At 44.9% G+C, this 24,871-nt stretch carries 17 protein-coding genes; 10 read left to right on the forward strand and 7 right to left on the reverse strand.

All coding sequences use genetic code 11. The annotated features are described in order from the left end of the window. Window positions 1-578 precede the first annotated feature (578 nt). From tkt to H4I94_RS00140, 3 genes are all read left to right on the forward strand, one after another. Window positions 579-2,567 carry a transketolase gene (tkt, locus tag H4I94_RS00130; protein WP_261180882.1) on the forward strand — a complete coding sequence of 663 codons (1,989 nt, stop codon included), beginning with the start codon at window positions 579-581 and terminating at the stop codon, window positions 2,565-2,567. Between the two features lie 158 nt (window positions 2,568-2,725). Next, window positions 2,726-2,941 (forward strand): hypothetical protein, encoded by a 216-nt coding sequence (locus tag H4I94_RS00135; protein WP_086195075.1) that lies wholly within the window; start codon window positions 2,726-2,728, stop codon window positions 2,939-2,941. 363 nt (window positions 2,942-3,304) lie between these two features. Then, complete coding sequence (locus H4I94_RS00140) at window positions 3,305-3,889, forward strand: YceI family protein (RefSeq protein ID WP_261180884.1); 585 nt, start codon at window positions 3,305-3,307, stop codon at window positions 3,887-3,889. A 62-nt stretch (window positions 3,890-3,951) separates the two neighbouring features. On the opposite strand, the gene H4I94_RS00145 is transcribed toward H4I94_RS00140, so the two are convergent. After that, on the reverse strand, window positions 3,952-4,671 hold the full coding sequence (locus H4I94_RS00145) for a glutamine amidotransferase (RefSeq protein WP_261180885.1): 720 nt from the start codon (window positions 4,669-4,671) through the stop codon (window positions 3,952-3,954). A gap of 143 nt (window positions 4,672-4,814) precedes the next feature. After that, a complete protein-coding gene (locus tag H4I94_RS00150; protein WP_261180886.1) occupies window positions 4,815-6,326 on the reverse strand; it encodes an aldehyde dehydrogenase family protein in 1,512 nt (503 codons plus the stop codon). A gap of 203 nt (window positions 6,327-6,529) precedes the next feature. Here H4I94_RS00150 and H4I94_RS00155 point away from each other — a divergent pair, with 203 nt between their 5' ends. Next, window positions 6,530-7,711 carry a helix-turn-helix domain-containing protein gene (locus H4I94_RS00155; RefSeq protein WP_261180887.1) on the forward strand — a complete coding sequence of 394 codons (1,182 nt, stop codon included), beginning with the start codon at window positions 6,530-6,532 and terminating at the stop codon, window positions 7,709-7,711. Window positions 7,712-7,733: 22 nt separating this feature from the next. On the opposite strand, the gene H4I94_RS00160 is transcribed toward H4I94_RS00155, so the two are convergent. Next, window positions 7,734-8,717, reverse strand: coding sequence for an alpha/beta hydrolase (locus H4I94_RS00160; RefSeq protein ID WP_261180888.1), 984 nt, complete (start codon window positions 8,715-8,717; stop codon window positions 7,734-7,736). Between the two features lie 244 nt (window positions 8,718-8,961). Continuing rightward, entirely contained in the window at window positions 8,962-10,173 is a 1,212-nt protein-coding gene (locus tag H4I94_RS00165; RefSeq protein ID WP_261180890.1) for an iron-containing alcohol dehydrogenase, read from the reverse strand. Window positions 10,174-10,526: 353 nt separating this feature from the next. Here H4I94_RS00165 and H4I94_RS00170 point away from each other — a divergent pair, with 353 nt between their 5' ends. Next, a complete protein-coding gene (locus tag H4I94_RS00170; RefSeq protein ID WP_092819334.1) occupies window positions 10,527-10,802 on the forward strand; it encodes a hypothetical protein in 276 nt (91 codons plus the stop codon). 448 nt (window positions 10,803-11,250) lie between these two features. Here H4I94_RS00170 and H4I94_RS00175 read toward each other — a convergent pair whose 3' ends face one another. The 3 genes from H4I94_RS00175 to H4I94_RS00185 all read right to left on the reverse strand — a co-directional run bounded on the left by H4I94_RS00175 (window position 11,251) and on the right by H4I94_RS00185 (window position 15,108). Continuing rightward, the gene (locus H4I94_RS00175; RefSeq protein WP_261180891.1) at window positions 11,251-13,329 is read right to left on the reverse strand and encodes a TonB-dependent receptor plug domain-containing protein; all 2,079 of its coding nucleotides are present in this window, start codon (window positions 13,327-13,329) and stop codon (window positions 11,251-11,253) included. A 192-nt stretch (window positions 13,330-13,521) separates the two neighbouring features. Next, the gene (locus H4I94_RS00180) at window positions 13,522-14,517 is read right to left on the reverse strand and encodes an ABC transporter substrate-binding protein (RefSeq protein ID WP_261180893.1); all 996 of its coding nucleotides are present in this window, start codon (window positions 14,515-14,517) and stop codon (window positions 13,522-13,524) included. A gap of 3 nt (window positions 14,518-14,520) precedes the next feature. Further along, window positions 14,521-15,108 (reverse strand): ANTAR domain-containing response regulator, encoded by a 588-nt coding sequence (locus tag H4I94_RS00185; RefSeq protein WP_092819337.1) that lies wholly within the window; start codon window positions 15,106-15,108, stop codon window positions 14,521-14,523. A 448-nt stretch (window positions 15,109-15,556) separates the two neighbouring features. On the opposite strand from H4I94_RS00185, the gene H4I94_RS00190 reads away from it, so the two are divergent. From H4I94_RS00190 to H4I94_RS00210, 5 genes are all read left to right on the forward strand, one after another. Continuing rightward, on the forward strand, window positions 15,557-16,897 hold the full coding sequence (locus H4I94_RS00190; protein ID WP_261180894.1) for an MFS transporter: 1,341 nt from the start codon (window positions 15,557-15,559) through the stop codon (window positions 16,895-16,897). Window positions 16,898-16,924: 27 nt separating this feature from the next. Beyond that, entirely contained in the window at window positions 16,925-19,471 is a 2,547-nt protein-coding gene (gene nirB / locus H4I94_RS00195; RefSeq protein ID WP_131274266.1) for a nitrite reductase large subunit NirB, read from the forward strand. 20 nt (window positions 19,472-19,491) lie between these two features. Beyond that, complete coding sequence (gene nirD, locus H4I94_RS00200) at window positions 19,492-21,111, forward strand: nitrite reductase small subunit NirD (protein ID WP_261180895.1); 1,620 nt, start codon at window positions 19,492-19,494, stop codon at window positions 21,109-21,111. A 274-nt stretch (window positions 21,112-21,385) separates the two neighbouring features. Further along, window positions 21,386-24,166 (forward strand): nitrate reductase, encoded by a 2,781-nt coding sequence (locus H4I94_RS00205; RefSeq protein WP_261180896.1) that lies wholly within the window; start codon window positions 21,386-21,388, stop codon window positions 24,164-24,166. Then, window positions 24,163-24,789, forward strand: coding sequence for a molybdenum cofactor guanylyltransferase (locus tag H4I94_RS00210; RefSeq protein WP_261180897.1), 627 nt, complete (start codon window positions 24,163-24,165; stop codon window positions 24,787-24,789). The genes H4I94_RS00205 and H4I94_RS00210 overlap by 4 nt, the downstream gene beginning before the upstream one ends. The last annotated feature ends 82 nt before the right edge of the window (window positions 24,790-24,871 follow it).

Below are 24,871 nucleotides of genomic sequence, written 5' to 3' on the forward strand. Positions count from 1 at the left end.
CTTTATTATTTAAAAAGATGATAAATATTAGTTGTTTATATTTATTTCCTTGGCTGGGATTTAGACTTGATCCAGCTTGCTGGGAAGAGTTTGAATAAAAGCCATCCAGTAAAAAGAAACCATGAACAGGGGTTAAATTTTTCAGTCAGTTTTATTTGAGCTGAATTTAATTCAGTTTTTTGGGTTTTTGCATATTTATTCATCATTCTCGCGAAACTAAAATTGAGCTGCTTTGATTCTGTATTGGAAATCTATCAAATCATTAGCAAATGAAAATGATTTTATGAATGATAGAGGTCTTGAATGATATATCCACTTGCTAAAAGGCAGCGGACTGTTCGTTCAAATGTCATATATAAGTTTTAAACTCAATAGGTCAAGGCATTTACCTATGTGCCAAGTCCCTGCAAATGATGTGAAATTGAGTTTTGCCTGCATTAAAATATGTCCCGAGGTGAATAAATGCCGAAATGTTGGCTATTAGGCTTTACCCCTTACTGTTTTTTTAAGACAATATAGCCAGCTTTGAATTTTCCTATTCATCATCTTCTTTAAACGATTTAGTTGGACTCTGACCTATGACAACCCCGCTTAACGAACGTCGTATTGCAAACGCAATTCGTGTATTGGCAATGGATGCTGTGCAAAAAGCAAATTCAGGACATCCAGGTGCTCCGATGGGGATGGCAGACATCGCTGACGTGGTTTGGCGTGAATTTTTAAATCACAACCCGCAAAACCCGCAATGGGCAAATCGTGACCGTTTTGTATTGTCTAATGGCCATGGTTCTATGTTGCAATATGCGCTATTGCATTTGACCGGTTATGATCTTTCTATCGAAGATTTAAAATCTTTCCGCCAGTTACATTCTAAAACTCCGGGTCACCCAGAATTAGGTTATGCACCAGGGATTGAAACCACCACTGGTCCATTGGGTCAGGGTATTGCCAATGCGGTTGGTTTTGCTTTAGCTGAAAAAACCTTGGCTGCTCAATTCAACAAAGATGACATCCAGGTTGTAGACCATTTCACTTACTGTTTCCTGGGTGATGGCTGCTTGATGGAAGGTGTTTCACATGAAGCATGTTCACTGGCGGGTACTTTGGGTCTAGGTAAGTTAATTGCTTACTATGACGACAACGGCATTTCTATTGACGGTGAAGTTGAAGGCTGGTTCTCTGACGATACAGAACAACGTTTCTTATCTTATGGCTGGCAAGTGATTAAAGTGGATGGCCACGATAGCGATGCGATCCGTCAGGCAACTGTAGAAGCAAAAGCTGAAACGGCTAAGCCAACCATCATTATCTGTAAAACGATTATTGGTCTGGGTTCACCAAACAAACAAGGTAAAGAAGATTGCCACGGTGCGCCACTGGGTAACGACGAAATCGCATTGACTCGCGAAGCGTTGGGCTGGAAAGAAGAAGCATTTGTGATTCCTGCTGACGTTTATGCAGCTTGGGATGCCAAAGACAAGGGTGCTCAATCTGAATCTGCATGGAATGAAACTTTTGCAGCATATGCCGCAAAATACCCAACTGAAGCAGCTGAACTTAAACGCCGTTTAAGCGGTGAATTACCGGCTGACTTCGTCGCTAAAGCAGATGCTTATATTGCTGAAGTGAATGCAAAAGCAGAAACCATTGCAACCCGTAAAGCCAGCCAGAATGCACTTCAGGCACTTGTACCATTATTGCCAGAGGTTCTGGGCGGTTCTGCTGACCTGGCAGGTTCTAACCTGACGCTTTGGAAAGGTGCGCAAGGCGTACAAGACAATCCGGCGGGTAACTATGTTCACTACGGCGTACGTGAATTTGGTATGACTGCAATTGCCAACGGTGTAGCACTGCATGGCGGTTTCATCCCTTACGTTGCAACATTCCTGATGTTCATGGAATATGCGCGTAATGCAGTACGTATGTCTGCATTAATGAAACAGCGTGTCATCCACGTTTATACCCATGACTCAATCGGTCTGGGTGAAGATGGTCCTACGCATCAACCGGTAGAACAGATCGCCTCTTTACGTGGCACGCCAAACTTAAATACCTGGCGTCCATGTGACACTGTAGAAGCTTCTATTTCATGGAAATCTGCATTGTTACGTAGTGAAGGTCCTACCGCGTTAATTTTCTCTCGTCAAAACTTGCCATTCCAGACCCGTACTCAAGCGCAAATTGAGAACGTTGCTAAAGGTGGTTATGTTCTGGCTGAAGAAAAAGGTGAATTAAAAGCCATCATTATTGCCACAGGTTCTGAAGTTTCATTGGCAATGGAAGCTTATGCGCAGCTTGAAGGTGTGCGTGTAGTGTCTATGCCATGTGCTGAAGAGTTTGTGAAACAGGATGCTGCTTACCGTGAAGCGGTTCTTCCATCTCATATTCGTGCGCGTGTAGCCGTTGAAGCTGCGCATGTGGATTACTGGTGGAAATTCGTGGGTCTGGATGGTCGCGTGATCGGGATGACCACTTACGGTGAATCTGCGCCTGCAAAAGATTTGTTCCAATACTTCGGTATTACCACTGAAGCAGTGGTTGCAGCTGTGAAAGAAATTACCGCTTAATCAATTCGATTAGCCGGTTAAAAGACGCCCCAGTAGAAGGGGCGTTTTTTATTGCAAAATAACGATTTGTAACGAATGATTTAAAGCTACAGGTTTAAAATTAATTCATTCATACAGTATTCAGCCCGGGGTGCATGATTGCCCCAAGTGAGGAAAATATGAGCCTTTATGATCAGATTAATGATGAAATTGTCCTGATGGATGCTGGTGAACAGAAATGGATTGGTGCAGACCTTGAACTTGATGCCATGGTTGCGGTTGAATTGATGCTGCAAGACTTGCAGGAAGACAAGGTAATTAAGATTCGCCGTAAGAATCATGAAAAGCATACCGGCTTGAAGCAAATCGACCGTATTCTGGTTGAAAAGTTGTAAAGATGAAAGACCTTTAAAAAGCCCCAGTCGGGGCTTTGATTATTTTGGACATTTAAAAATCATCAGTTAGGCATAGCTCAATTTTGATGACTTCATCATGATTTTTATAAACTGTATATTTTTGTATGAAATTCTTAATAAAAACAGACAGAAGCGACAAAACCAATAAACTTGTGGATCAGGGTTTAAAACAATTTATGATTGATTATCAATATATTAATGTTATGTGATTGCATCATTTCATTTATAGGGCTAGATAACCGGTAATTGTTCTATTCTTGCAACATATCGTTTTATCTATATCGGTGAATTAAGATAAGAAAGGTATAGACTAATAACCATTCCAAAGCGAGATAATGACACATGAATTTCAAAGCAATAACTTTAGGTTTGGCGGTAGCATCGGTAGCAACATTGTCTTTGGCAAAACCGGTTGCCTATCAGATTGATCCAACCCATACAGCAACTGTATTTAGCTGGAACCATTTTGGTTTTTCTACTCCATCTGCAAACTTTAGCGACATTCGAGGTACCATTAACGTCGATAATGCAAAACCTGCAAATTCATCTGTGAATGTGACTATTCCTTTATCGAGTTTAAATACCAACGTAAAAGCATTGGATGAGCATTTAAAAACAGCAGATTTTTTTGATGCAGCCAAATATCCAAACATCACTTTTAAAAGTACCAAGGTTCAAGCTTTAGGTAAAAACAAATACAAAATCACGGGTAACCTGACCGTAAAAGATGTAACCAAACCGGTGGTTTTAGATGCAGTCTTAAACAAACAGGGCGTACACCCAATGACTAAAGCAGAGTCTATTGGTTTCAATGCAACGACTTCTTTTAACCGTTCAGCATTTGGCGTAGGCGCTTATGTTCCAAATGTGGGCGATAAAATCACGGTAAACATTACCACTGAAGCCTCTGTTCCTGCGAAAAAATAAGTTCGAAGTGGCTCATAAAAAAGCACCATTAAGATGGTGCTTTTTTTTATTGAAATTTTATTTTAAATTGCTGAAATCTGTTGGAGATATGTGTGCAATACAGCCTGTGCCTGCACTTCTAAGGCATGGGCATAGCGTTGATTGTCTGCCCGCAAAGCAGGAATGGAAATATTGGCTTTGCGCAATTCGCAGGTATGGCCAATGAGCCATTTTTCCAGACTGTCTGCTTCAACTTCAATATGGAATTGCAAGGCCAGAATGTTTTTACCCATCGCAAAGGCCTGATTGGGATAAATTGCTGAACTGGCCAATAATTCAGCCTGTTCAGGTAAATCGAAAGTATCGCCATGCCAGTGTAATACCGGGGTATCCATTAAGGGGGCAAGCAGGTTATGTTCAGTATTGGACAGGCTTAAGGGACTCCAGCCAATTTCCTTTTGATGGCCTGCATAGACTTTGGCTCCCAAGGCATGCGCAATCAGTTGGGCACCCAGACAAATGCCTAAAGTTGGCAAATTTTCTTTTAAGCGAACTTTAAGTAAGTCTATTTCTTGTTGTAAGAATGGATAGTCCTCTGTTTCATAAACCCCAATCGGTCCACCTAAAATAATAGTTAAGCCTTTATGCTGAAATGCTTTACTTAAGTCATCTACGCCGGCTTCAAAATAACGTACCCGAAAGCCCAGTTGATAAAATATATCTTCCAATGCACCCAGATCTTCAAAAGCAAGATGCTGAATGGCATAAATGGTGTCGGGAAAGTCTGGAGATGCTGTAGTCATATACTATTTTTCTAAGAGGGCAGGAATAAGTGCAATTTAGCCTGAATAGCCAGAAAAATGAAGATTTCTCTTGGATTGTTTGCAATTTAAAGCAAAAAAAGCGAACCGAAGTTCGCTTTTGATATCCTTTATACAAGGTTATGTTAGAAGAAGCCCATTGGCTTGGTGGCATAGCTGACCAACAAGTTTTTGGTTTGCTGATAATGATCTAGCATCATCTTGTGGTTTTCACGTCCGATCCCTGATTTTTTATAACCACCGAAAGCGGCATGCGCAGGGTAGATGTGATAACAGTTGGTCCATACACGACCAGCTTCAATTGCACGGCCCGCACGGTAAGAGGTATGCGCAGAACGTGACCAGACACCCGCACCCAAACCATAAATGGTGTCATTGGCAATTCGGATGGCATCATCAAAATCTTTAAAGGTGGTCACTGCCAGTACCGGTCCAAAAATTTCTTCCTGGAATGTACGCATGTCATTGGTACCTTTGAAAATGGTCGGCTCAATGTAGAAGCCTTGGCCCACTTCACGGCGTTCACCGCCACCAGTCAGCAATTCAGCACCTTCTTCACGGCCTGTGGCAATACAGCCCAAGATTTTATCCTGCTGCTCTTGCGATGCCTGAGCACCAATCATGGTGTCGGTATCCAGCGGATGACCGGTTTTAATGCGTTTTACCCGCTCTACTGCCATCTCCAGGAACTGGTCAGCAATACTTTCCTGAATTAACGCACGTGATGGACAGGTACAGATTTCCCCCTGGTTCAGCGCAAACATGGTAAAGCCTTCCAGCGCTTTTTCCAGGTAGTCATCTTGCTGAGCCATGATATCTTCAAAGAAAATGTTTGGTGATTTACCGCCCAACTCTAGTGTGACTGGAATAATATTTTCGGTTGCATATTGCATGATCTGCTGACCCACAGCTGTTGAGCCGGTAAATGCAATTTTGGCAATACGCGGGTTGGTAGCCAGTGGGCGGCCCACTTCAATGCCATAACCGTTCACAACGTTTAGTACGCCTGCCGGTAGCAGGTCCTGAATCAGTTCAACCAGGACCAAAATACTTGCCGGAGTTTGCTCAGCAGGTTTTAAAACAATACAGTTACCCGCAGCCAGAGCCGGTGCCAGTTTCCAGGTCGCCATTAAAATCGGGAAGTTCCACGGAATGATCTGTCCGACCACACCTAAAGGCTCATGGAAATGGTAGGCAATGGTATCTTCGTCGATTTCTGAAATGCCGCCTTCCTGTGCACGGATACAGCCGGCAAAATAACGGAAATGGTCAATCGCCAAAGGAATGTCTGCCGCCAGGGTTTCACGAATCGGCTTACCATTATCCCAGGTTTCTGCAACCGCCAACAGTTCCAGATTGGCTTCTAAACGGTCGGCAATTTTTAACAGGATATTGGAACGGGTAGTCGGAGAGGACTTGTTCCATTGTGCTTTGGCTTTATGCGCTGCATCGAGTGCCAGTTCGATATCTTCAACGCTTGAGCGCGGAACTTTGGTGAAGGCTTTGCCATCTACAGGAGAAATATTGTCAAAGTATTCTCCTTTTACAGGAGCGACCCATTGTCCACCAATGAAGTTTTCATACTGGGCCTTAAACTGAACTTTTGAACCGGGTTGATTAGGATCGACGTAACGCATATGTATTTTCCTTTGCTTATTCTCGTGTGGAGAAGCTGTATCTACAGCTTTGGTATAAGGTACTTTTGTACATTATTTGATTAGCATACAGGGAATAAGGTTGGAGAAAGGTTGGAGACAAGAAGGTTTACAATCTTTCCAAACAGTCTTAAAAAATAAAGATTACAGTGGATGTAAGTCATGAATTGTTGTGAGAATAAGGAATGATGAATAAGCAAAGTTTGATGCAAAAAAGACAGAAAATTGAGCAATTTAGACAAAGTAGCAGTCTTTCTCCCTTGCACGCGGAACAATTGGGCCAAAGCATTGTCAGTTCCTGGCAACGCTCAACTTCTGCTGAAATCCCAAAAGATCGTGCAGCTGCGCCCTTGGTTCATTTACAAAAAGAAACCTATCCTTCGGGCCTGGCACAAGCCCTGCAACATTGTATGCAGGATTTAAAACATATTGCTGAACAATCTTCCATGGTGCTGGCGGTTGGAGATATCGGCAGTACCATCATCTGGACAGCGTCGAGCCCACAAATGCAGCGTGCAGCCGAAAGCGTGCATTTTATCGAAGGCGGGCAGTGGCGCGAGGAACTGGTCGGAACCAATGCCTTGGCTTTATCACTTAAAACCCAGCAGTCGAGCTGTGTGTTTTCCAATGAGCATTACATGTCTTCCATTCATGATTGGGTCTGTTATGCAGCACCGATTGTTGATCCCTATTCCAAACAGGTTTTAGGGGTGATTGACCTGTCGACCACCTGGCAAAAGCATAATAGTCTGGGCCTGCTTGCAGCTGAACGCTGTGCCTCGATTATTCAGTCGGCATTACTTGAATATCAAAAACAGCGCCTGTTTATCCGGGCTTTTTCCGTGCCGCAAGTGTTGTTTAATGGCAAGGTCCTGGTGCTCACGCCAAGACAAATCGAAATTTTGACCATTCTGGCTTTGTGTCCGCAAGGTTTAAGCCTGGACAGTTTACATCAGGCCTTATACGGTGAACGCAAAGTCAGCATCGGCACCTTAAAGGCAGAAATGTCACAGTTGCGCGATATTCTAGGCGGTATGCTGGGTTCCAGGCCTTATCGTTTATTGGCACATGTCGAAGCTGACTTTTTACTGACCGAACAGTCTCTTGATGCCGGATATATCGATTCTGCCTTAAAACTGTGTACCGGTGTTTTTCTGGCAAAAACGGAAAGCCCATTTTTATGTGCCTGGCGTGATTGTCTGGAATCGCGTTTAAGTCATGCCATTTTTAAAGCCAATGAAACCGATGTTTTGCTTAAACACGTGGCACATTTTCCAGAAGCGATTGATGCGGTGGAGCGCTTGATTGAACTGATGCCAAAAACTCACCCCGTGCATCAAACCTTGCTGAAATATAAAGACAATTAATGCTGATATCGGATAATTGTCTTTATAAGCCTTTCTGCTTTAACCATTCAAACAGTTGTTGATAGACAGTTTCGCGCACCGATTTTTCTGACAGTACCAAGTCATGTAAGCCATCTTTTATTTCGCTGATGGTGACATCTCCTTTTATTTTTTGGGCATATTTTTTTATGTGCTTGACATCTAGAATTACATCACTGGTTTGAGCATATTTATGCCATTTTTTCGGATTTTTGGTTTGATGGGAATGCATCACCAAAGTCGGGACATTTAAGCTCACGCCTTGATGAATTTCCTTTTGTGCTTCAAAAATGGCCCGGACAAAACTCAGGCGAACCATAGGATAAGTGACTTGTTTCCATTCCAGATTAAAGTCCCATTCTCCCTTCAAGCTGTGGTGCAGACTGGTCACATACCATTTATTCAGTTCGCTGGGGAACTTTAAATCCGGGCAGATTTTGCCGACGCGACTTAAATTAGGCAGCCCCAATTTTTTCTTGATCGGGTTCATATTAAAGTCGTAAAAGGGACTATTGACCCAAAGTGCTTTAATTAATGGATGATCGGGATGATGGGCGGCATAAAGTGTGGTGGTCAAGCCGCCAGTCGAATGTCCACAGAGCAGCACCGCATCATGTCCTTCTGCACCTATAATGTCTAAGGCTTGGCTAATCTCGGCATCATATTCCGACATTTCGCGGACGTTATAATATTTTTGATGGGGCAAATGTGAGCGGCCATATTTGCGTAAATCTAGCGCATAAAAGTCAAAACCATGCTGGTTAAACCGTTCTGCCATTTCGGTTTGAAAAAAATAATCAATAAAACCATGAATATATAAAACAGCTTTAGGGGTGGTTTGCGCTGCTTTTTTTCGAATTAAAGTTGCAGTGGCTTGACCTTCATAATCATCGGGAAAGTCCAGCGTGGCCTGTTCATAGCCTGGACCTAATACATCCAGCTGGTAAAGCGGTTCAAGGGTGCCATTTGTGATTGTACCATTTGTCATTGTTATACTCATTTGGAAACATCGGTTTTTCTTATCCTTCATGATGGGCAGTAATTTGTCAAATTGAATTATTTTAATAAAAAAAAGCAACCCCATTCCTGACCCCGTGTTATACAGGGTCCAAGGGATCAGTTGAGGAAACAGCCGGTTCAAGACGATTTCCTCAGCCGCTCCAGACTGGAACGGGAATGTGGGTTGCCAAAAATGTAAGTCAAAAGATAGGAGAGAAGACTTACATGGAGGTCTATACGGCTGCTTTAAAATCGACTACCGATGCATTGGATTTCAAAGCTGCCTTAAAGATATCGACCACTTGTGCATGTGTGGCTTTACGCGGGTTAGTCAGCATGCAGGCATCTTTCTGTGCATTTTCAGACATGATGCCTAAATCAGCTTCTTTTACCCCCAGTTCGGCTAAACCTGATGGAATACCGATTGAGGCTGAAAGCTGGCGAATTGCCTGGATGGCTTCATATGCCGCTTCAGTTATGGTTAAGCCCTCTGTATTTACCCCCATGAGCTGGGCAATTTTGGCATAACGGTCAGGGCAGGCAATCAGGTTAAACTCGCAGACATGCGGCAGCAAAATGGCATTACATACACCGTGCGGCAAGTTATAGAAACCGCCGAGCTGATGCGCCATGGCATGCACATAACCGAGCGATGCATTGTTAAAAGCCATGCCTGCAAGATATTGTGCATAGCTCATGGCATCACGCGCTTCCAGGTTTTCACCATTGGCAACGGCAGGGCTGAGCCATTCGCTAATCATGCTAATCGCTTTTTCTGCGCAGGCATCGGTAATGGGAGTGGCAGCTGTAGAGACATAAGCTTCAACGGCATGCGTCAAGGCATCCATACCGGTTGCTGCAGTTAAGGCCGCAGGTTTTGCCACCATCAGTTTAGGATCATCAATCGCAATCAATGGGGTGCAGCGCCAGTCCACAATCGCCATTTTTACATGGGTTTCGGTATTGGTAATAATACAGAAACGCGTCATTTCAGATGCCGTACCGGCTGTAGTGTTAATCGCAATCAGCGGCGTCATTGGAACTGTACTTTTATCGATCCCTTCGTAGTCACGAATATGACCGCCACCCGCTGTCACCAGGCCAATGCCTTTGGCACAGTCATGCGATGAACCGCCACCCAAGGACACAATAAAATCACAGGCATGCTCGTTATAGGCCTGTACGCCGTTATGCACGTTGATATCGGTTGGGTTAGGCTCTGCGCCCGGGAAAATGTGACTGTCTACACCAGCATCTTTTAAGTAGGCGGCAATGGTATCTGCCACACCAAATTTGAACAGACCGGCATCAGTTACAATTAAGGCTTTTTTTGCGCCTAAACTTTGTGCCTTTGCGCCAATTTCTTTGGCACAGCCTGGACCGAAAAGTGAAACACAGGGAATATAAAAACCGTTGGTTTGATCTGCAATATTTTTAAAAGCCATGGTGCGATTCCTTCTACCATTCGTTGTATTATCGGTGACCCTCACCGTGATTTGAGTATTCAATGAAGCGTAAAAAAATCCCACCTACCAAAAACCTACCATTTAAATTTTAGATATTTTTGATGCAGGAATTGTAGAAAATTAAAATGTGGAAGGGGGTTGGAATTAGCTTGAATGAATGATAAAACTTTTAGAGTGAAAGATAATTTTAAAAATCATTTTTTAGGAACAAGAAAAAGTTAAGGACAAATCTGAAAGTGCGATACAGATATTTTTCTTTTATGAATAGATTATCTTTCATTGAAAAAAATATTTTATTTATATGAATATTATGATGAAGTGTAGGGGGATGTATGGAAGCCACACAAAATAAAGATGTCAAATTATTACATGCCATACATAAAATTTTACTGCAGGAATGGGATCCCTTGGGGATTTGCTGTAACCCTTCCATGCGGGATGAATATGAGGATTATTTACCCAAAATTTTTAATATGCTGAATGAAAATGCAAGCGAGTCTGAAATTTTTGACTATCTCTGGCGTATTGAACATAAGGTCATAGAGCAAAAAGGAAATAAGCAACATACTTTAAGAATAGCGAGTTTGCTTAAGGGACTGTCGGTTTAAAGCTCAAATGAATGAGACAATTGAGTAGCCCATAGCAAAAGGGCGATCAACTTCATCCACAACAGGCGTAAATACAACGAATAGCTTGTGATAAAAACCGGTGTCTGGAACTAATGCTGATCAGTTAAGGAGTTTAGAAATAAACTCTTTAATTTTTTAGTAAGTCATGGCGGAGTCTTACCATTTTCAATCAAACCCTTGCAGCTCATTTGTTACTTTGGTTTCGCCCAAAGTAACCAAAGGCATTTGTCCTCCGCAAAACTCGTCAACTACTATCAACTAGAAAATTTGTCGCAGAAACAATCATTTTTTATTATAGTCCGGCCTCAAACAGTTGCGGATGACTTTCCTACATATCAAATATAATCATGAATTTAAAAAAGAAAAATGCCAGTCAATTTCTTAACTGACTGGCATTAATGTCTGGCACCGGTTTTTATCTTTCAGTTTAGAATTTCTTTTCTACACTGAGTAGTACACTGGGAATGGCCTGATTCACCCGTGATTCATACAGGCTGCCATCAGATTGATTATTTAAACGCTCTTTATAATCTGTACTCAAGATATTGCGTGCACTCAGGGTCGTTGCCCAACCATCATCAAAGCGTTTTGTCACACTGATATCCATATTGACGCGCTCATTGCTGGTACGGTCATAGGGCTGGTTATCCAGGGCACGGGTAAATTCAGGAACATAGTTCAGATTGATACTGCTGGAAACACGCCAAGGCTGATAGTTATAAGACAAACCGGCACTTGCTGTATAAGGGGCCACATCACTGGCTAAACGTTCCTGATGATTGGCATCTTCAATTTTTGCGCGTACCGTCGACAGTTGACCATTCAACATCAATGAATGCCCATTTTCCGTTTGTTTCAATGCATAGCGAGCAGCAACTTCAACCCCGTAGGTGGTGGCATTGTCCTGGTTAATCGGTCTTTCAACAAAACGGCCGTTTTCCTGACGAATCACTTTCTCAATATAGTCGTCAATTTCACGTTGATAGGCTGTGATGTTGATACCGCCTGCCGGGGTGTTATAACCCAGGGTCGATTCAAAGGCAGTAATTTTTTCCGGACGTAAATTTGGATTGCCGCCCCGGTCCGGGTTATTCAGGCTGCCGGCATCGCTGTCGGTAGAAATTGAAACCGTAGGCAGCAGCTGGTCGGTTTTTGGACTGCGGAATGCCTGGCTGATATTGGTTTGCAGTGACCAGTGATCATCAAAATCGAAGCGATGAGCCAAAACAGGGCTGAAGTGCTGGTCACTATAATCCACCAGTCCGGAACGATTGATCCATTCCTGACGTGCCCCCAGGGTGAGGGTTTGCCGGTCGGTAAATTTCCAGCTGCCTTCGGTATAGAGTGCATAACGCTGTTCATCGAGTGTATCGGCAATATTGCTTTCAAGCTCACTGGAACGAAGATCCATACCAAACTTCAGTTGTCTGTTTTCATCAAACTTACGCACCCCATCATAAGCCGCCCCATATTCATTCACGGTTTCATCCGTATAGCTGCTGAATAGTGGCGATCGGGTCGATTCGGTTTCATTCTGCTGTTCTACAGAAAGACGAATCTTGTCCGAGTTGCCCTTGTCCTTGCGTTCATAACGGGTATTTAAACGGATGCTGTCATTCTTGTCGTTTTGCATCTGATCACCGCGGCTACCGTCACTTTCATTGTTGCGATAGAACAGTTCGGCAACCAGTTTTTGCTGGTCATCCAGTTCATATTCAACACGCGGTGTCAGCATTTGTGATTTGCGTTCAGTAACGCGTTTTTGTTCACGTGTTTCATTACTGGTTTGAGTCTGGGTGATCGAAGTGGTGTCATTCCACATCTGGTTGGCAGACATGCTGTATAGCCAGGCATTATCACGACCATCGGCCTGAACACTGATATTTTTACGTTGTTCTTCTTTTTGATCTGATTTCGCCAAACCATAGCCGGCACGGATCGTTCCGCTGATGCGGGCATCATCCAAGGGTTGTTTCAGAATAATATTGATGACGGCGGAAGATGCCACAGAGGCCTGAGCGACACTTGGCTGTTTAGTAATTTCAATCCGTTCAATCATGTCCGGGGTGATGCTGTCCACCACCGACATGCCTCCACGCGGGCCGCCTTGAACAGGTTCGCCGTTGATTAAAAATACCGGGGCACCGCCACCCCGAAAACGCATACCTGAAGCACCGCCACCTCCACGCGGACCTTGTCCTGGCACGGGCATCTGAAAACCGGCTGCACGACGTAGGGCATCATTTACCGACTGATCGCCAAATTGCAGCATTTCTTCCCGAGTGACAATGGTTTTCGCCACCGCACTGATATCCGGGTCTTTGGCCTGGGCGGGTGCAGCTTCAAATTTTAAAGTCGCCAGGGTTTGTACCGGAGCGGCCTGGGGGGCACTGCTGTCTGTTGTAGTTGTATCTGCGGTGCTATCGGCAGCCCAAGTGGGGGACATAAAAGCAAACAAGGCACAGCTTAATGCACTTAATTTCCAACGCGGCTGTATGCGTTTCATTATTCAATGTTCCAGATGTCGTTTGGCGCGTAAGATAACGTAAAAATGTGGAGAAAAATTGTGGAAAATCGCGCAAATAAAAATAAAAGATCAAACGTGGATTCAACTGAAATCTAACCAAAATGAATCATTTAGCCCCAGCTGCCTGTTCAGGTGAGTAAGCGGGGGCATTGGTCCAATAGAAATGGTTTTTTAAGGATCGAAAGATAAAATACAGTTCTGGCTGATCTGGTCAATACTCTGGTCACTCAGGCGAATCTGGTCCCATTTCAGCATTTGCTGAATCAGCCAGTGAAAATCTTCCAGTTTGGGTGCTGATGATTCATTCACAAAGTTACGGATAATTGTCTGAATGGAGTGGAATTTTTTTACATGGATGCTGTCAGAGCATTGAAATTGCACAATATTGAAATCCATCAGCATTTTCCAGACCTCGGTATAGTCGTCAAGCACCTGTAATTCCTGCTGTGCTTTTTCAATCGCCGCCACTAAAGCACGATGCGTATGCGGATGTTGTGCTGCCCAGTCGGCAGTGACTGCCAGCACCTTATCGGCCACCTTGGGAATAATCTCCTGACTGCTGGCCACAATCTGGCTGAGTCCCAACAGTTCTCCTTGTGTGTTCCACGGTTCTCCGACACAGAAACCGTCAATCACATGACTCCTCAAGGCTTCGACCATATAAGGAGGCGGAAGGGTCGTGAGCTTGATTTTTTCTGCAATTTCAAGATTGGCAAGGGCTAACCACTCTCTTAAGCAATAATGATGAATCGACTGCTTAAATACATGCGCCAGCTGAATCGGTTGCTGTGCTTGTATGGCTGAAACAACTTTCTCGGCCGATTGCCGGGCATGATCTTGTTCTGAAATCTGCAGATCAAAACACAATTTCTGACTCAGACTGATAAAGGCACGGTTATGGCTGAGGACCAATGCCGTTTGCAAGGGAATACCCAGCTGGTCTTCGCCTAGTGCTGCGGCAGGAAGCATGGCAGACAGGCAATGGGCTGCATCCAGAAAGCCAAAGGCCAGCCGGTCTCTTAAACTTGCCCATGAGGCTTCCTTGACGAGCGTTATTTCCAGGCCACGCTCTGCAAAGAAGCCACGCTGTTTGGCCCAAAGCACGGCGACACAGTCAAGCAAAGGAATGTAGCCAATCTGGATTTGGGTTTTTTCTAAATCTGTCATGGCTTATTCCTTGAATTGGTTTTGTAACAGTTGTTGGGCATCCAGTAAGCGCCGTGCCATTTCGCCAATGGTCATACGGTGGCTCATGGCATTTTTTCTGAGTAATTGAAATGCCTGTTCTTCCGTCAGGGAATGCAATTGCATCATCAGCACTTTGGCTTGATCGACCACTTTACGGTCGGCCAGTTTATTTTTGGTCTCTTCCAGATCATCCAGTAATTTTTTATGCTTTTTATACTGTGCAATCGAAATTTCCAGAATGTTTTGCAGTTTTGCCGGATCAATGCCATCCACGATATACGCCGTGACTCCGGCATCAATGGCGCTTTTAATGGTGTCTTTATGACTGTTTTTAGTAAACAGCACGGTGGGTAAATCGAACTGGCTGACACAACTTTCAATAATGTCACGATGGGGATGATCCATATCCAGCAAAATCACATCGGCATGTAACTGTTCTAAACGGAACAGGCTTAAATGGTCGATGGTCAGGCAAGCCACCACCTCGAAATGATGTTCGATCAGGGACGCTTTTATATAGTTGGCACGTTCTTGATCGTCATCAATCAGTGCAATTTTCAGTTTTGGCATATTGAGCTAAATACCATCAAGCAGAGCCAGAAAAATTTCTCCCTAAATGAAAGCAATTTAAATGCCAAAATTAATAAATTTCTTTTTTTATATAAAAATCAGACATAAAAGTTGAATGTTATCTGGTGCTGCCCCGTCTTGATGCAAAAATGCGCCATGAGGAAGCACAAGTGCAGTTGCTAAGACGAGCCAATTGGATATTCAAAAGGGAAGACGAAGAATTTCACCAGTTTGAATAATGATAAAAATTAAATAAAAAATGATTAAAAATAATAAGTTGGTCGTTTTATTTTATTGTTGGCACAGTCATTGCTTATTCTCTGGTGAGTCAAAGACGACTCTAAAAAAATTTGTAAGACGGCCAACGACGTCCGTTCTGATCGAATCTGTTATGCAGCTATCCGTATGGCAGATAACCCAATACGTTCAGTTCAGGAAGGAGAAGGCCATGTCTTCAAATTTATATGAAAAAAAAGCAACAAAAATAAGTCTTTTTAGTTTTAACAGCGCAGCAATGAGAGCCTTCCACATGAGTTGGCTCGCCTTTTTTGTCTGCTTCTTTGCCTGGTTTGCCTGTGCACCGCTCATGCCGGTAATTGCCGGTGAATTTCATCTCACCAAAGACCAGATTGCCAATATCAATATTGCTGCCGTTGCCATTACCATTTTAGTCCGGCTGATTGTGGGACCTTTGTGTGACAAGTATGGTCCACGCAAAACCTATACCGCATTGCTGGTCATTGGCAGTATTCCGGTGTTTGGCGTGGCATCGGCCAACAGTTATGAATCATTCCTGTTTTTCCGCTTGCTGATAGGCGCGATTGGTGCCAGCTTCGTCATCACCCAATATCACACCAGTATTATGTTCGCACCGAATGTGGTGGGTACGGCCAATGCGGCATCAGCAGGTTGGGGGAATGCGGGTGGTGGTGCCACACAGGCGTTGATGCCATTAATGCTTGCTGCTTTGGTGATGTTCGGTGTTGAGCAAGCTATGGGCTGGAGAATTGCACTGATTGTTCCGGGCTTGATGATGCTGATTGTCGGTGCGCTGTACTGGAAATTTACCCAAGACTGTCCGCAAGGCAACTTTAAGGAACTTCGTGCGCAAGGCATTCAAGTCGGAAGTGAGAAAAAAGGTGGCATAGCAATTCTCATGCATGCTGCACGTAACTACCGCGTCTGGATTCTGTTTGGTGCTTATGCGGCGTGCTTCGGTATTGAAATCTTCATTCATAACATTGTGGCGATGTACTACGTTGAACATTTCAGCTTTGGCTTAAAAGAAGCCGGTATGGCGGCGGGGATCTTTGGTTTACTGGCCCTGTTTGCCCGTGCTTTGGGTGGCATCGTTTCAGACAAGGTAGCCACCAAAAAAGGCCTGGATGGCCGTACCAAAGTGCTATTTGCCATGATCCTGATGGAAGGCCTGTTCCTGATCGTGTTCTCACAAATGAATACCGCAGTTCTTGCAATTCTTGTCATGACGGTATTTGCACTCTTCACTCATATGGCCTGTGGCGCCACCTATGCGCTGGTTCCTTTCATTGACCGTGATGCTCTAGGCGGTGTGGCCGGCATTATTGGTGCAGGCGGCAATGTTGGTGCCGTGGCAGCAGGTTTCTTGCTCAAAGGCATGCTGGATATTCAAACCACGTTAATGGTGCTGGGTGGCCTGGTTGTGATTGCAGCAAGTTTTGTTCTGATGATCCGTTTCTCGGTTGAACATAAAGAGAAGGAACAAAAATTGTTTGAACAGGCAGTACTTGAACGCAACAACATGGCTTAAATAGATTAAAAGAATAGGAGAAACAATATGAAACTGGTAATGATTGGCCATGGCATGGTTGGACACAAATTTATTGAATCCGTGCTTGAACATGCAGGGGATGAGGTTGAAATCACCATCTTGGCAGAAGAACCGCGTTTAGCCTATGACCGTGTACATTTAACCGAATATTTCACTGGTAAATCAGCCAAGGACTTAACGCTTTGCCGTGCAGATTTTGCTGATGCCTATGGAATAGATCTGCGCTTAAATACCAAGGCAACTGCCATTGATCGTTTAAATAAAACAGTCACGACCAGCCATGGTGATGTGATTACTTATGACAAATTGGTGCTTGCAACCGGTTCATATGCTTTTGTTCCTCCTATTCCAGGTAATGACCGCGAGAACTGTTTTGTTTACCGTACCATTGAAGATCTGGATGCGATTCGTGCCGCGAGTTTAAATGCCAGGACCGGTGTGGTGATCGGTGGTGGTTTGCTGGGGCTGGAAGCGGCCAAAGCCCTTCGTGACCTGGACCTGGAAACCCATGTGGTGGAATTTGCCCCACGCTTGATGGCGGTGCAAATTGATGACCTGGGCGGTAAGGTTTTACGTTCCAAAATCGAAAACCTGGGCGTGAAAGTTCATACCCAAAAAGCCACTTCTGCAATTGAAGACGGCGTGAATGCCAAGCATGTGATGAAGTTTGGTGATGGTTCAGAGCTGGAAACCGATATTATTCTGTTCTCTGCGGGTATTCGCCCGCGTGATGAGCTGGCACGTCAAAGTGGCCTGGCAATTGGTGAGCGTGGCGGTATTGTGATTAATGATTACTGCCAGACTTCAGATGTGGACATTTACGCCATTGGTGAATGTGCCCTATGGCAAAACAAGATTTTTGGTCTGGTGGCACCAGGCTATGACATGGCGCGTATTGCAGCAAAACATGTCATGGATCAGGCCTGTAATTCATTTGCCGGTGCAGACATGAGCACCAAGCTGAAACTGATGGGTGTTGATGTAGCCTCTGTAGGCGATGCGCATGCCATGACGCCAAATGCGCTCAGCTATTTCTATGCCGATGAAGATGCCATGATCTATAAAAAGATTGTGGTAAATAGCGAAAAAACCAAGCTGCTCGGAGCTGTGCTGGTGGGTTGTGCCAAGGAATATAACGACCTGCTGCAAATGATGCTGAATGGACTGGAAATTCCGGAAAATCCTGAAAGCCTGATCATGCCAGGCTATGCGCAATCTACCGCCAAAGCGGGTGGTAGCGGTGTGGATCTGCTTCCAGATAGCGCCACCATCTGTTCATGTAATAACGTCTCAAAAGCCGATATCTGTTCTGCGATAGCCGAAGGTTCAACTTCGCTGGGTGCCCTGAAAAAATGTACCAAAGCCGCAACAGCGTGTGGCGGATGTGCACCTTTAGTCACTCAGGTATTGAAGTCGGAGTTGCAACGCCAAGGCGTAACGGTGAATAACCATCTTTGTGAACACTTTGCCTATTCACGCCAGGAGCTGTATCACCTGGTACGGGTCAATGAAATCAAGACCTTCGATGACCTGATTCAGCAACACGGTCATGGTCTCGGTTGCGATATCTGCAAGCCGACTGCGGCAAATATCCTGGCATCTTGCTGGAATGACTTTGTATTGAAGCCAAGCCATGCAGGACTGCAAGACAGTAATGACTACTATCTGGGCAATATTCAAAAAGACGGTTCTTATTCAGTCGTGCCACGTATGGCGGGTGGTGAAGTCACGCCTGAAGGTCTGATCGCAATTGGTCAGATTGCCAAAGAATATGGTTTATATACCAAACTCACGGGTGGGCAGCGTGTCGACATGTTTGGTGCACAAGTGCATCAACTGCCTGAAATCTGGGAAAAACTGATCAATGCGGGATTCGAGTCCGGGCATGCTTATGGTAAATCCTTACGTACCGTGAAATCCTGCGTGGGGAGTACCTGGTGCCGTTACGGGGTGGATGATTCGGTCGGCTTGGCCATCTTCCTGGAAAACCGCTACAAAGGTCTGCGCTCTCCACACAAGCTGAAAATGGCAGTGTCTGGCTGTACCCGTGAATGTGCCGAAGCGCAAAGTAAAGATGTCGGTGTGATTGCCACAGAAAAAGGCTGGAACCTGTATGTATGCGGTAATGGCGGCATGAAACCACGTCATGCAGAACTGCTGGCATCGGATCTGGATACCCAGACTTTAATCAAATATATCGACCGTTTCTTCATGTTCTATATCCAGACAGCAGACCGTTTGCAACGTACTTCGGTATGGCGTGACAACCTGGAAGGCGGCCTGGATTATTTAAAAGATGTGGTGGTGAATGACTCGCTGGGTCTGGCGGCAGAACTGGAACGCCGTATGAACCATGTGGTGGGCACCTATCAGGATGAATGGCGTACCGCGGTGCAAGACCCTGAAGTCCGTAAACGCTTTAAAACCTTTATCAATGCAAAAGTTGAGCAGCAAAACGATCCGCACATTCAATTTGCAGAAGTTCGCGGGCAAATTCGTCCAAAAACTGAAGCTGAGCGTGATGTGACACGTATTCCTGTTGTTGAAGCTTAAAAGAATAAAGGAGAAAGAAGATGACAATATTTAAAGAGATGAATAAAACCCATGAGCTGGAATGGCTGGAAATTTGTGCATTGGATGACATTACCCCAAATACCGGTGTGGGTGCATTAATTGACAATCAGCAAATTGCCATTTTCCGTGTCGGTAATGAAAAACGGGTCTATGCCTTAAGTAACCAGGATCCGTTTAGTCAGGCTTTTGTGATGTCGCGCGGCATCATTGGCGATCTGCAAGGCGAGCGTGTCGTGGCCTCTCCAATCTATAAACAGCATTTCAGTCTGGCAACGGGCCGCTGTCTGGAAGATAAAGACCAGAAACTGCTGGTATTCCCAAGCAAGATTGAAAACGGCAAAGTCTGGATCAGTCCAACACCGCAAAAAACCTATATCACCAATAACGGCAGCTCTCAGGAAAAGATGAAACTGGTCTTGATCGGCAATGGATTGGCGGGGATGCGTTGCCTGGAAGATTTACTGGATATGGCACCGGATCGCTATGAAATTACCGTGATCGGTGAAGAGCCTTGGGGGAACTACAATCGCATCATGCTTTCACCGGTGTTGTCGGGCGATAAAACCATTGATGACATCATGCTGCACCCGCATGCCTGGTATAGCGATAAAAATATCCGCTTTATTGCCGGCGATGCCGCGGTGAAAATCGACCGTCCACGCAAGCAGGTTTATACCGAAAAAGGCGAAATTGTAGATTATGACCGCCTGATTCTGGCGACCGGTTCCAAACCTTTCGTTCCACCGATTCCGGGAAGTGACTTAAAAGGTGTGCTCAGTTTCCGTGACATTTACGATGTCAATACCATGCTGGATTATTGCAAGTCTAAACAGAATGCCGTGGTGATTGGCGGCGGTCTGCTAGGTTTGGAGGCTGCATATGGCCTGAAACAACGTGGCATGAATGTAACGGTGTTGCATCTGATGGACCGGATTATGGAACGTCAATTGGACAGTCGTGCCAGCAGCTTGTTAAGGCAGAGTATTGAAGCAAAGGGTATCAATATCATGACTCAGGCCAATACCGAACAACTGATTGGCGAAGACGGTCATGTGAAGCAAATCCAGCTGAAAGATGGCACTGTTTTAGATGCTGACCTGGTGGTTTTTGCTGTGGGCATTCGTCCGAATATGGCTCTGGCACAGAGTGCAGGTTTACGCTGTAACCGCGGCGTGCTGGTGAATGACACCATGCAGACCTTTGACCCGAGTATTTATGCGGTCGGTGAATGTATTGAACACCGTAGCCAAACCTTCGGTCTGGTTGAACCACTTTGGGGCCAGGCTTTCATTTGTGCCTCACATCTGGCAGAGCATGGTAGCCTGACCTTTAAAGCACCGACGGTTCCAACCCAGCTCAAGGTCAGTGGCTGTGATGTATTTTCAGCTGGCAACTTTGAACCGCAGGACGATTACGAAGACATTATCTTGAATGATGAAAAGCGTCAGATCTATAAACGCATTATTATTCAAAAAGATAAAGTCATTGGTGCAGTGCTGTTTGGCGATACGGAAGATGGTGCGTGGTATGCAGAACTGATTTCAGACCAAACGCCAATCAGTAATATTCGTAATAAATTGCTGTTTGGTAAAGATTTTGCATTAAAGAAAGCAGGTTAATCACATAAGTGGTATTTGTTCAATTTTAAATATTTGCACAGCCACATTTTGTCTTAATGAGTAAAGAGTAATTGCGTAGGCATGATCTTACTTTTGAAAGATCAAAAGTAACAAAAATCTTTGTTTCCCATACATTACGTCCTGTAATGATGGGAAACGGTGGCATCCATGCCACCTCGACAGAATATATGCTTACGTGAACTCTAAAGATTTAGATAGCTTGGAAAATAGAAGAAATTATTCAAGTGAATTTATTCGATAGAAAGGAGCATCCATGAATAGTATCCCTGTGATGGAACTGCATAGCTCCACAGAAATAAATACGAAAATCACCAATACCACCTGTCCCTATTGTGGGGTGGGATGCGGTGTCACTGCGACTATACAGGACACAGCTTTGGGTCGAAAAGTGTCGGTTGCAGGGGATGTTAACCATCCCTCCAACTACGGAAAACTCTGCATTAAAGGCAGCAATCTGGCCGATACCCTGGGACTTGAAACCCGTGTCCTTCATCCCATGCTGGGCCGTAAGCAACAGCGGGAAAAGACCGACTGGAATAGCGCGACTGATTTAATTGCCCATAAGTTTCAGCAATGTATTGACCAATACGGGCGTGACAGTATTGCCTTTTATGTGTCCGGGCAATTGCTGACGGAAGACTATTATGTGGTGAATAAATTCGTGAAGGGCTATTTGGGCACGGCCAATATTGATACCAATTCACGACTCTGTATGTCTTCAGCTGTAGCAGCCCATAAACGTGCTTTCGGTGAAGATATTGTTCCCGCGAGCTATGCAGATTTTGAACATAGCGACATGGTGGTCCTGGTCGGTTCCAATACGGCATGGTGTCATCCGGTTTTATATCAACGCATCATGAAAGCCAAAGCGCAGCGCGACCTGTTTGTGGTGGTGATTGACCCGCGTTTTACCAGTACCTGTGAAGCGGCAGACCTGCATTTGCCAATTTTACCGGGGCAAGATGTCGTATTATTCAATGGCCTTTTGCAATATCTGGCGCAAAATGGTCATGCAGATCAAGATTTTATTGCTGCATATACCCAAGGCTTAGAGCAAGCTTTAACACACAGCCAAACTGAATCGTCCATTGAAGATGTGGCGGTACGTACCGGTATTTCACTTGAAAAACTGCAAACTTTTTATGAAAAATTTGCCCAAACTGAAAAAGTGATGACCCTGTTTTCCATGGGGGTGAATCAGTCTTCGCAAGGGGTGAATAAAGCCAACAGCATAACCAACTGCCATTTATTCACTGGAAAAATTGGCAAACTAGGTGCTGCGCCATTTTCCATGACCGGTCAGCCGAATGCCATGGGCGGTCGTGAGGTGGGGGGATTGGCCAATATGCTGGCAGCCCATCTGGAACTGGAAAACGAAAGCCATCAGCAGCTGGTGCAGAACTTCTGGCAAAGTCCCTATATCGCCAAGCAGGTAGGTTTTAAGGCCGTCGATCTATTCCATGCAGTCGAAAGCGGCAAGATTAAAGCCATCTGGATTATGGCGACTAATCCTGTGGTGAGTTTGCCCGATGCCGATCAGGTCAAACGTGCCCTGGAAAAATGTGAGTTCGTGGTGGTGTCCGATATTTGTTTAGATACCGATACCACGCAATATGCCGATGTGCTGTTACCTGCACTGGGCTGGGGTGAAAAAGACGGCACCGTCACCAATTCTGAACGCCGTATTTCCAGGCAGCGCGCCTTTTTAGATGAGCCAGAACAGGCCAAAGCCGATTGGTGGGCCATCAGCCAGGTCGCTAAAAAGTTAGGTTTTAGCGGTTTTGACTTTAACAGCAGTCATGACATTTTTGTGGAACATGCCCGGTTATCGGCTGAACAAAATTCAGATCAGGAGCATCGCGCTGAAACGCCTTATTTCCGCTATTTCAATCTAAAAGCATTGAGCGATTTAAATGCCACTGAATATGATCAACTAGAACCGCTACAGTGGCCGGTCTGGACTAAAGATCAGCAAGAGGGTGCTGTGGCACGAATCTATGTCCGAGGGCAGTTTAGCCATGCAGATCGCAAAGCCAAATTCATGGCCATCACGGCGGTAAATCCGGTCAATCAAATCTGTAGCGAATTTCCGTTTGTGCTGAATACCGGCCGGATTCGTGACCAGTGGCATACCATGACCCGTACCGGACTCTCTGCCAATTTAGGAAGCCACCGCGCAGAACCGTATTGTGAAATCCATCCGCATGATGCCCTGAAATACGGGATCAAAGATGGCGAGCTGGTAGAGGTCAAATCGCGATGGGGTAACTGCGTTTTACGTGCCACGGTCTGTGATGATATCCGTCGTGGGCAGGTTTTTGCACCGATTCACTGGAATGACCAGGTGGCATCGGATGCCCGTATTGGCAAAGTGGTCAATCCCGTGGTGGATGCCATTTCCGGTGAACCTGAGTTCAAGCATACGCCGGTGATGATCCATCCCTTTTACAGCCAGTGGCAGGGCGTGTTTTATGTACGTCATGGCTTTGAAAAGATCGTGCAATCCTCCATTGAAAATACGGTGTGGTGGACGAAAATCACCACCGCCAAAGCGGTGCGCTATGAACTGGCCGACCGTAAAACATTTACCCAGACCACTGAGCAGTTGAAAGAGCTGCTGCCGTTTCAGGATGAGAGTTTTGAATGGCTGAATCTTGAAGATCAGACCGCCCATATCAGTCACAGTGTGGTGCTGAAAGAGGGGCATTTAATTGCCAGTTTATATATTGCCCCCAAGGCCTTGCTGCCGGACCGCGACTGGGTCGCCAGCCTGTTTAAACGTGAACGTCTGAGTGCCATGCACCGCAAGGCACTGCTTGCCGGACAACCGATGTCGATGGCCAATAATGAAGGTCCACTGGTGTGTAGCTGCTTTAAGGTGGGTAAAAACCGGATTATTGACACCATTAAAGAAAAAAATATCACCGATGAAAAACAGGTCACTGCATGCCTGAAAGCAGGAGGGAATTGCGGTTCATGTCTGCCTGAAATTCGTGGCTTGATCAAAACCTGTCAAATGGAGGCGGTGGAATGAGAAAGAAACTGGAACTTTCAGCTTATCCCGACACTGATCTGGTGATTCTGGCCGGTGGTCAGGCCAGACGCATGAATGGCATCAATAAACTGTTGCAGCAATTTGATGACCAGATTCAACTGATCAAAATACATCAGCAACTGAAATCCGATGTTGCACAGGTCTGGATCAACAGCCATCGTGATTATTCGATTTATCAGAAAATCATTCCCAGTATTCATTGCTATCAGGATGATGAAAGTGGCTTTTTAGGTCCACTGATGGGCATGAAAAGTGCCTGGTCACATGTAGAGGCAGACTATGTGCTGTTTGTTCCCTGTGATGTGACCTATATTCCTTCGAAAGTTCTACTCAAGTTGCATCAGGCCCTAGCCAAAAATAGTTTGTCAGAAGTCGCGTATGTGGAAATGAATGGGGTCGCCCTGTATCCATTTTGTCTGGTGAAACGGAGCAGTGTGCTGACCCTGACTGCCCAGCTTGAACAAAAACAGCGCAGTTTAAAGCACTGTTTTAGCCATTTGCACGCTCAAGTGGCGCGTTTTAAAAATCATGCCCTGTTTTTTCACAGTATTAACTCGCTCGATGAACTGCAACAGTATCAGCAACTCAAATTTCTGCACTAAACCTGAATATTTCGCCTTTGGCACAAAGTTGGAACACTTATTGCAAATCTAATTATCACAAGATTGGGCACCTTAAATCTTG

Origin of the sequence: Acinetobacter sp. T_3_1, assembly GCF_025377055.1 — a bacterium.
GTDB classification, from domain to species: Bacteria; Pseudomonadota; Gammaproteobacteria; order Pseudomonadales; family Moraxellaceae; genus Acinetobacter; species Acinetobacter kookii.

Bases quoted from the DNA above. Each gene is read 5' to 3' on its own strand.
- tkt (WP_261180882.1), top strand. From the start codon at position 579: ATGACAACCCCGCTTAACGAACGTCGTATTGCAAACGCAATTCGTGTA.
- H4I94_RS00135 (WP_086195075.1), top strand. From the start codon at position 2,726: ATGAGCCTTTATGATCAGATTAATGATGAAATTGTCCTGATGGATGCT.
- H4I94_RS00140 (WP_261180884.1), top strand. From the start codon at position 3,305: ATGAATTTCAAAGCAATAACTTTAGGTTTGGCGGTAGCATCGGTAGCA.
- H4I94_RS00145 (WP_261180885.1), bottom strand. From the start codon at position 4,671: ATGACTACAGCATCTCCAGACTTTCCCGACACCATTTATGCCATTCAG.
- H4I94_RS00150 (WP_261180886.1), bottom strand. From the start codon at position 6,326: ATGCGTTACGTCGATCCTAATCAACCCGGTTCAAAAGTTCAGTTTAAG.
- H4I94_RS00155 (WP_261180887.1), top strand. From the start codon at position 6,530: ATGATGAATAAGCAAAGTTTGATGCAAAAAAGACAGAAAATTGAGCAA.
- H4I94_RS00160 (WP_261180888.1), bottom strand. From the start codon at position 8,717: ATGACAAATGGTACAATCACAAATGGCACCCTTGAACCGCTTTACCAG.
- H4I94_RS00165 (WP_261180890.1), bottom strand. From the start codon at position 10,173: ATGGCTTTTAAAAATATTGCAGATCAAACCAACGGTTTTTATATTCCC.
- H4I94_RS00170 (WP_092819334.1), top strand. From the start codon at position 10,527: ATGGAAGCCACACAAAATAAAGATGTCAAATTATTACATGCCATACAT.
- H4I94_RS00175 (WP_261180891.1), bottom strand. From the start codon at position 13,329: ATGAAACGCATACAGCCGCGTTGGAAATTAAGTGCATTAAGCTGTGCC.
- H4I94_RS00180 (WP_261180893.1), bottom strand. From the start codon at position 14,517: ATGACAGATTTAGAAAAAACCCAAATCCAGATTGGCTACATTCCTTTG.
- H4I94_RS00185 (WP_092819337.1), bottom strand. From the start codon at position 15,108: ATGCCAAAACTGAAAATTGCACTGATTGATGACGATCAAGAACGTGCC.
- H4I94_RS00190 (WP_261180894.1), top strand. From the start codon at position 15,557: ATGTCTTCAAATTTATATGAAAAAAAAGCAACAAAAATAAGTCTTTTT.
- nirB (WP_131274266.1), top strand. From the start codon at position 16,925: ATGAAACTGGTAATGATTGGCCATGGCATGGTTGGACACAAATTTATT.
- nirD (WP_261180895.1), top strand. From the start codon at position 19,492: ATGACAATATTTAAAGAGATGAATAAAACCCATGAGCTGGAATGGCTG.
- H4I94_RS00205 (WP_261180896.1), top strand. From the start codon at position 21,386: ATGAATAGTATCCCTGTGATGGAACTGCATAGCTCCACAGAAATAAAT.
- H4I94_RS00210 (WP_261180897.1), top strand. From the start codon at position 24,163: ATGAGAAAGAAACTGGAACTTTCAGCTTATCCCGACACTGATCTGGTG.